Annotated in this window: 7 protein-coding genes and 1 tRNA gene; 4 read left to right on the top strand and 4 right to left on the bottom strand. The window is 62.9% G+C overall.

The window, feature by feature from the left end; genetic code table 11:
- Positions 1–186 precede the first annotated feature (186 nt).
- A tRNA-Val gene (locus M2S36_RS07945) sits at positions 187–263 on the bottom strand.
- Positions 264–466: 203 nt separating this feature from the next.
- Between M2S36_RS07945 and M2S36_RS07940 the strand changes: the two genes are divergently transcribed.
- Complete coding sequence (locus tag M2S36_RS07940; protein ID WP_063912435.1) at positions 467–1,750, top strand: NAD(P)/FAD-dependent oxidoreductase; 1,284 nt, start codon at positions 467–469, stop codon at positions 1,748–1,750.
- A gap of 120 nt (positions 1,751–1,870) precedes the next feature.
- Here the strand turns inward: M2S36_RS07940 and M2S36_RS07935 are convergent, their stop codons facing one another.
- Positions 1,871–2,605 (bottom strand): peptidase C39 family protein, encoded by a 735-nt coding sequence (locus tag M2S36_RS07935; protein ID WP_241105765.1) that lies wholly within the window; start codon positions 2,603–2,605, stop codon positions 1,871–1,873.
- A gap of 166 nt (positions 2,606–2,771) precedes the next feature.
- Between M2S36_RS07935 and M2S36_RS07930 the strand changes: the two genes are divergently transcribed.
- The gene (locus tag M2S36_RS07930) at positions 2,772–2,948 is read left to right on the top strand and encodes a hypothetical protein (RefSeq protein WP_207836984.1); all 177 of its coding nucleotides are present in this window, start codon (positions 2,772–2,774) and stop codon (positions 2,946–2,948) included.
- Between the two features lie 132 nt (positions 2,949–3,080).
- Here M2S36_RS07930 and M2S36_RS07925 read toward each other — a convergent pair whose 3' ends face one another.
- Positions 3,081–3,833, bottom strand: coding sequence for a TerC family protein (locus M2S36_RS07925; protein ID WP_063912437.1), 753 nt, complete (start codon positions 3,831–3,833; stop codon positions 3,081–3,083).
- Positions 3,834–3,861: 28 nt separating this feature from the next.
- Positions 3,862–4,101 carry a hypothetical protein gene (locus M2S36_RS07920; protein ID WP_063912438.1) on the bottom strand — a complete coding sequence of 80 codons (240 nt, stop codon included), beginning with the start codon at positions 4,099–4,101 and terminating at the stop codon, positions 3,862–3,864.
- A gap of 134 nt (positions 4,102–4,235) precedes the next feature.
- Here M2S36_RS07920 and nhaR point away from each other — a divergent pair, with 134 nt between their 5' ends.
- Both nhaR and sstT read left to right on the top strand, forming a co-directional pair.
- Positions 4,236–5,129, top strand: coding sequence for a transcriptional activator NhaR (gene nhaR, locus M2S36_RS07915; RefSeq protein ID WP_207836994.1), 894 nt, complete (start codon positions 4,236–4,238; stop codon positions 5,127–5,129).
- Between the two features lie 168 nt (positions 5,130–5,297).
- The gene (gene sstT, locus M2S36_RS07910) at positions 5,298–6,509 is read left to right on the top strand and encodes a serine/threonine transporter SstT (protein ID WP_207837004.1); all 1,212 of its coding nucleotides are present in this window, start codon (positions 5,298–5,300) and stop codon (positions 6,507–6,509) included.
- Positions 6,510–6,540 lie beyond the last annotated feature (31 nt).

The raw sequence follows: 6,540 nt of genomic DNA, 5'->3' as shown, positions 1-6,540 counted from the left end.
CAACTGAGCTATGTGCCTGTCGTGTGGTGCGCATATTAGTGATCGAATGCGTACCTGTAAAGCGTTTTTTTGAGAAAAATCAAAAACTTTCGAGATTCATGCATAGAGAGGGCGCTTGGCGCATCAGGCCGCATGAAACCCCAATGAAAAAAGGGGTGACCCTTGCGGATCACCCCTTCTTCGATTTGGTAGGCACAATTGGACTCGAACCAACGACCCCCACCATGTCAAGGTGGTGCTCTAACCAACTGAGCTATGTGCCTGTCCTGTGGTGCGCATTCTACTCATTCCAAAAACCCTGTCAACACTTTTTTTCGCGCTAACCTACTGAATCTTAAACTCTTTATAGAAAGGCGCGCTGGCGGGGATCGAGTAAAGGATTTTCAACGGACGACTAGCGGGTGTTTATTATTATTGATAGCATCGGTACATTCGTTAAAAATATAAAACACGAGGTTCCTGCAGCATGGCTAACACCCCCTACCCCCAGTCCTACTACGCCGCCTCGGCCAACCCGGTGCCGCCACGTCCGGCGCTGCAGGGTGAGGTGGAAACTGATGTGTGCATCATCGGTGCCGGCTACACCGGCCTGTCCAGCGCCCTGTTCCTGCTGGAGAACGGCTTCAAGGTGAGCATCGTCGAAGCAGCCAAGGTCGGCTTCGGCGCGTCGGGCCGCAACGGCGGCCAGATCGTCAACAGCTACAGCCGCGACATCGACGTCATCGAACGCACCGTCGGCCCCAGGGAGGCCCAACTGCTGGGCCAGATGGCCTTTGAAGGCGGGCGTATCATTCGTGAGCGCGTGGCCAAGTACAACATCCAGTGCGACCTGAAGGACGGTGGCGTGTTCGCTGCCCTCACCAGCAAGCAGATGGGCCACCTGGAGTCGCAAAAGCGCCTGTGGGAACGTTTCGGTCACAACCAGCTGGAGCTGATGGACCAGAAGCGCATCCGCGAAGTGGTCGCCTGCGACAACTATGTGGGCGGCATGCTGGACATGAGCGGCGGCCACATCCACCCACTGAACCTGGCCCTGGGCGAAGCCGCCGCGGTCGAGTCGCTGGGCGGCATCATCTATGAGCAAACCCCGGCCGTACGCATCGAGCGTGGCGCCAACCCGGTGGTGCACACCCCGCAGGGCAAGGTCCGCGCCAAGTTCATCATCGTCGCCGGCAACGCCTACCTGGGCAACCTGGTGCCAGAGCTGGCCAGCAAGTCCATGCCATGTGGCACCCAGGTGATCACCACCGAGCCACTGGGCGACGAACTGGCGCGCACCCTGCTGCCGCAGGACTACTGCGTAGAGGACTGCAACTACCTGCTCGACTACTACCGCCTGACCAGCGACAAGCGCCTGATCTTCGGTGGTGGCGTGGTGTACGGCGCGCGTGACCCGGCCAACATCGAGGCGATCATCCGTCCGAAGATGCTCAAGGCCTTCCCGCAGCTGAAGAACGTGAAGATCGACTACGCCTGGACCGGCAACTTCCTGCTGACCCTGTCGCGCCTGCCGCAGGTTGGCCGTATCGGTGACAACATCTACTACTCGCAGGGCTGCTCGGGTCACGGCGTGACCTACACCCACCTGGCGGGCAAGGTGCTGGCCGAGGCCATGCGTGGCCAGGCCGAGCGTTTCGACGCCTTCGCCGGCCTGCCGCACTACCCGTTCCCGGGTGGCCAGATGCTGCGCGTGCCGTTCAGCGCCATTGGGGCCTGGTACTACAGCCTGCGCGATCGCCTGGGCTTCTGATGTAGGCAGGCCTGGCCTCTTCGCGGGTAAACCCGCTCCCACAGGGATATCACTGCACCTGAGGGCAGCGGGTTTCCTGTGGGAGCGGGTTCACCCGCGAAAGGGCCGGCAGAGATAAAGCTATTTGTTCAGGCTACTCACAGCCTGCTTCGCCGCAATCTCCTGCCCCGCCCGGGCCAGTTCATCTGCAGCCTGCAGCCAGCGCTGGCGGTCCACCTGGGCCGGCAGTTGCCGTGGTGGCTGCACCAGCACCGCCCAACTTCCCAGCTTCGCCCATGCCGATGCAAAGGCATCGAAGCCCATCACCTGCCGCCGATGCATGCCCGAGCGCAACAGCACCCGCTGCTTGTAGCGGTCGTAGCCGATCAACACGGCGTAGCGTGGCTCGCTCCACCAGGCCGAACCGTCCTCGTAACGCAGCAGCACCGGGTTGCCCGCCGCCACCTGGGTCAACAGCGCGTCCAGCTGCTTGTCCAGCGGATACACCACCATGCCGTAGTCGCGCGCCACGCGGGGGATGCCGGTGTCCAGCGCCTCGGCGCCGTGGGGCAGGTTCAGCGGTTTGTCCAGCAGCCCCGGCGTGATCGGTGCCCCCTGTTGCGACAGCACCGCCGCCAATGCCATGGCCCCGCTGTGGTTGGCGTTGCCACGGTAGAACGGCACGCTGCTGATCTCGACCCGCTGCGGCAGGCCCTTGAGGTTGGCGGAAGGTGCGCTGGCACAGCCGGCCAGGCTAGCCGCTACCAGGCAGGCAGCCAGCAGCCGACGGGGGGTGGTCTTGAAGGAATGTTGCTGCATGGACACTCGCTTGCTCCAACGCCAGGCAGGCAGCGCCCGGCTCTGGCCACCGATCATAGGTCGGACAGCGGCGCGGGTATAGTCCGACACCGGTTAGGAGCAAATCGGACCAAGCAATAGACCTTTGGTCAATGGAACGTCACAGGCGAAGGGCTAGACTAAAGCAGTGTCTGGACGGCCAGCGCCGGTTGACCGAGCGCGGCCTGTAGAGATGGAGGCACAGATGAGCCTGACCATGGCAATCCTCATGCTGGTGGGCATGTGGCTGAGCGTCGCAGCCGCCATGCTGTGGGGGGTACTGCGTATCGTGCGGCGTCATTCCCACCATCACCTGCCACCGCAGGTCCCTGCCAAGCCACAGCCTGTGCGCCGGGCACGGCGGCATGCCGGGGTGCACTGATTTCAAAAATTCCTGAGCCCATTCGCGGGTGAACCCGCTCCCACAAGGTCCTCCACTGCCTTCAAAAGCGGCGGGGTGCTTGTGGGAGCGGGTTCACCCGCGAACGGGGCGCAAGCGCCCCGCCCTTTCACATCAACCTTCAGCCGCCTCACGCTTCAACCGCGCCCGACGGGCCAGGATGTTGAGGACCTCGATCGCCGTCGAGAAGGCCATGGCCGCGTACACATAACCCTTCGGTACATGAGCGCCAAAACCTTCGGCGATCAGCGTCATGCCGATCATGATCAGGAAGCCCAGGGCCAGCATTACCACGGTCGGGTTGTCGTTGATGAAGTTGGCCAACGGGTCGGCGGCCACCATCATGACGATCACGGCAGTGATAACGGCAATGATCATGATCGGCAGGTGCTCGGTCATGCCCACGGCGGTGATGATGCTGTCGACCGAGAAGACGATGTCCAGCAACAGGATCTGGAAGATCGCCGCGGCAAAGCCCAGGGTAACCGTCGACGACACCTTGGCTTCTTCCTTGGCCCCGTGCGGGTCGACGTTCTCGTGGATCTCCTTGGTCGCCTTCCACAGCAGGAACAGGCCGCCGGCAATCAGGATCACGTCCTTCCAGGAGAAGGCATTACCGAACACTTCGAACACCGGGTCGGTCAACTGGACGATCCAGGCCACCGTGCTGAGCAAGGCCAGGCGCATGACCAGGGCCATGCTGATACCGATACGGCGGGCCTTGGAGCGGTACTCCACCGGCAGTTTGTTGGTCAGGATGGAGATGAAGATCAGGTTGTCGATACCCAGTACAACTTCCATGGCCACCAGCGTGGCCAGGGCAACCCAGGCGGTAGGGCTAGCGACGAGTTCCAGCAAGTATTCCATTGTTCAAATCCTGCAGCAGCGGTTGGGGTCAGATTTCCTGGGTGTCTTCTTTCTTTTCAGCGTCCTTGGGCTTGTGCCCTTCGCTGCCGATGGCCTCGCTCAACGCCTGCTGCGCGGCCTTGTTGGTGTCGTCGATGGCTTGCTTGGCCGACTGTGCGGCCTGGTCGAGCATCTGTTGGGCGGATTTCTCGGCCTGCTCGCAACCGGCCAGGGTGAACAGGGCCAAGGCCAGCACCAGCGGCGTGCCGATGGATTTGAGTTGCAGCATGGGTTCCTCGCTTGTCGATATTGCGGCGGCGCACAGGGCGCCTGATGGGGTCGCATTCTAAAGAGCGTAATACATCAGGAAAATTCGTATTTTCAGCGGTTATACTTCGGTTTTTACGAATCCGGAAAGCACCGATGCTCAACTATCGGCAGTTGCACTACTTCTGGGCCGTGGCCAAGACCGGCAGCATCGCCCGCGCCAGCGAACAGTTGAACCTGACCCCGCAAACCATCAGCGGGCAGATCAGCCTGTTCGAACAGACCTACGGCCTGGAGTTGTTCCAGCGCGTGGGGCGGCAGCTGGAGCTGACCGAAACAGGGCGCCAGACGCTGATCTATGCCGAGCAGATGTTCCAGCTGGGCGGCGAACTGGAAGCCATGCTGCGGGCCGGCCCGCAAGAGCAGATCCTGTTCCGCGTGGGCGTGGCTGACGTGGTGCCCAAGTCCATCGTCTACCGCCTGCTGGCGCCGACCATGGAGCTGGACGACGTGCTGCGCATCAACTGCCGTGAAGACAAGCTCGAACGGCTGCTGGCCGACCTGGCGATCCAGCGCCTGGACCTGGTGATTTCCGACAGCCCCATGCCCAGCCACCTGGACATCAAGGGCTATAGCCAGAAGCTGGGCGAATGCGGGTTGAGCTTCTTCGCCACCCCGGCGCTGGCACAACGCCTTGAAGGCCCCTTCCCCGCCTGCCTGCAGGATGCGCCATTGCTTATTCCCGGGCAGGAAACCGTGGTCCGCAGCCGCCTGCTGCGCTGGCTGGCTGAGCAGCAGGTGCAGCCGCGGATCGTGGGTGAGTTCGATGACAGTGCCTTGATGCAGGCATTCGGGCAGTCGGGCAGCGGCATCTTCGTCGCGCCCAGCGTGATCGCCGAGGAAGTGTGCCGCCAGTATGGCGTGGTGCTGATCGGGCAGACCGAGGCCGTGCACGAGTCGTTCTATGCCATTTCGGTGGAGCGCAAGGTCAAGCACCCGGGGATCGTGGCGATTACCGAGGGGGCGCGGCGGGAGTTGTTTCACTGGTGACCGTGGTGGTTTCTTTGCGGGCACGCCCGCTCCCACAGGGACCGCACAGCATTTGAGGCCGGTGCAGTACCTGTGGGAGCGGGCATGCCCGCGAAGAGCTCGCCCCTGCTAGACAAAGGTCTATGGTAAAGTCGCGCCCTTTTTGAACATGCTGGGATATCGCTGCACATGACCCCTGTCCTCCGCTTCCTCAACCGCACCAGCCTGGTGACGCAGATCGTCATCGGCCTGATCGCCGGCATCGCCCTGGCCCTGCTTGCGCCCGCCATCGCCCGCGACATGGCCTTCCTCGGGAAAGTGTTCGTCAGCGCCCTCAAGGCGGTGGCCCCCGTGCTGGTGTTCATCCTGGTCATGGCCTCGATCGCCAACCACCGCCACGGCCAGGAAACCCATATTCGCCCGATCCTCTGGCTGTACCTGCTGGGCACCTTCGGCGCCGCAGTAGTCGCGGTGGTCGCCAGCATGCTGTTCCCGTCCAACCTGGTGCTGAGCACCGGCGAGGCTACGCTGAGCGCGCCGGGCGGCATTACCGAGGTGCTGCAGAACCTGCTGCTGAGTGCGGTCGACAACCCGATCAACGCCCTGCTCAACGCCAACTTCATCGGCATACTGACCTGGGCCATCGGCCTGGGCGTGGCCCTGCGCCATGCCGGCGAAACCACCCGCACCGTGGTCGAGGACCTGTCCAATGGCGTGACCCTGATCGTGCGCGTGGTCATCCGCTTCGCCCCGCTGGGCATCTTTGGCCTGGTCAGCGCCACCCTGGCCCAGTCGGGTCTGGACGCCCTGCTCGGTTACCTGCACCTGCTGGCGGTGCTGATCGGCTGCATGCTGTTCGTGGCGCTGGTGATGAACCCGCTGATCGTGTTCTGGAAAATTCGCCGCAACCCGTACCCGCTGACCCTGCTGTGCCTGCGCGAAAGCGGTATCACCGCGTTCTTCACCCGCAGCTCGGCGGCCAACATTCCGGTGAACCTGGCCTTGTCGGAGCGCCTTGGCCTGCATGAGGACACCTACTCGGTGTCGATCCCGCTGGGTGCGACCATCAACATGGCCGGTGCCGCCATCACCATCACCGTGCTGACCCTGGCGGCGGTGCATACCCTGGGTATTCCGGTGGACCTGCCGACCGCTGTGCTGCTCAGCGTGGTGGCGGCGGTGTGTGCCTGCGGCGCCTCGGGTGTGGCCGGTGGTTCGCTGCTGCTGATTCCGCTGGCATGCAGCCTGTTTGGCATCCCTAGCGAAATTGCCATGCAGGTGGTGGCAGTGGGCTTCATCATCGGCGTGCTGCAGGACTCGGCCGAGACGGCGCTGAATTCGTCGACCGATGTGCTGTTTACCGCAGCGGCGTGCCAGGCCGAAGAGCAGCGCACCGCTTGAGATTGCCGGGGCCCTGTGGGAGCGGGTTCAC

The sequence above is a fragment of the Pseudomonas sp. SF2 genome, assembly GCF_036858055.1.
In the GTDB taxonomy this organism is placed as follows: domain Bacteria; phylum Pseudomonadota; class Gammaproteobacteria; order Pseudomonadales; family Pseudomonadaceae; genus Aquipseudomonas.
Note: the sequence above shows the minus strand (reverse complement) of the source record. Positions and strands in the feature narration are given on the sequence as shown.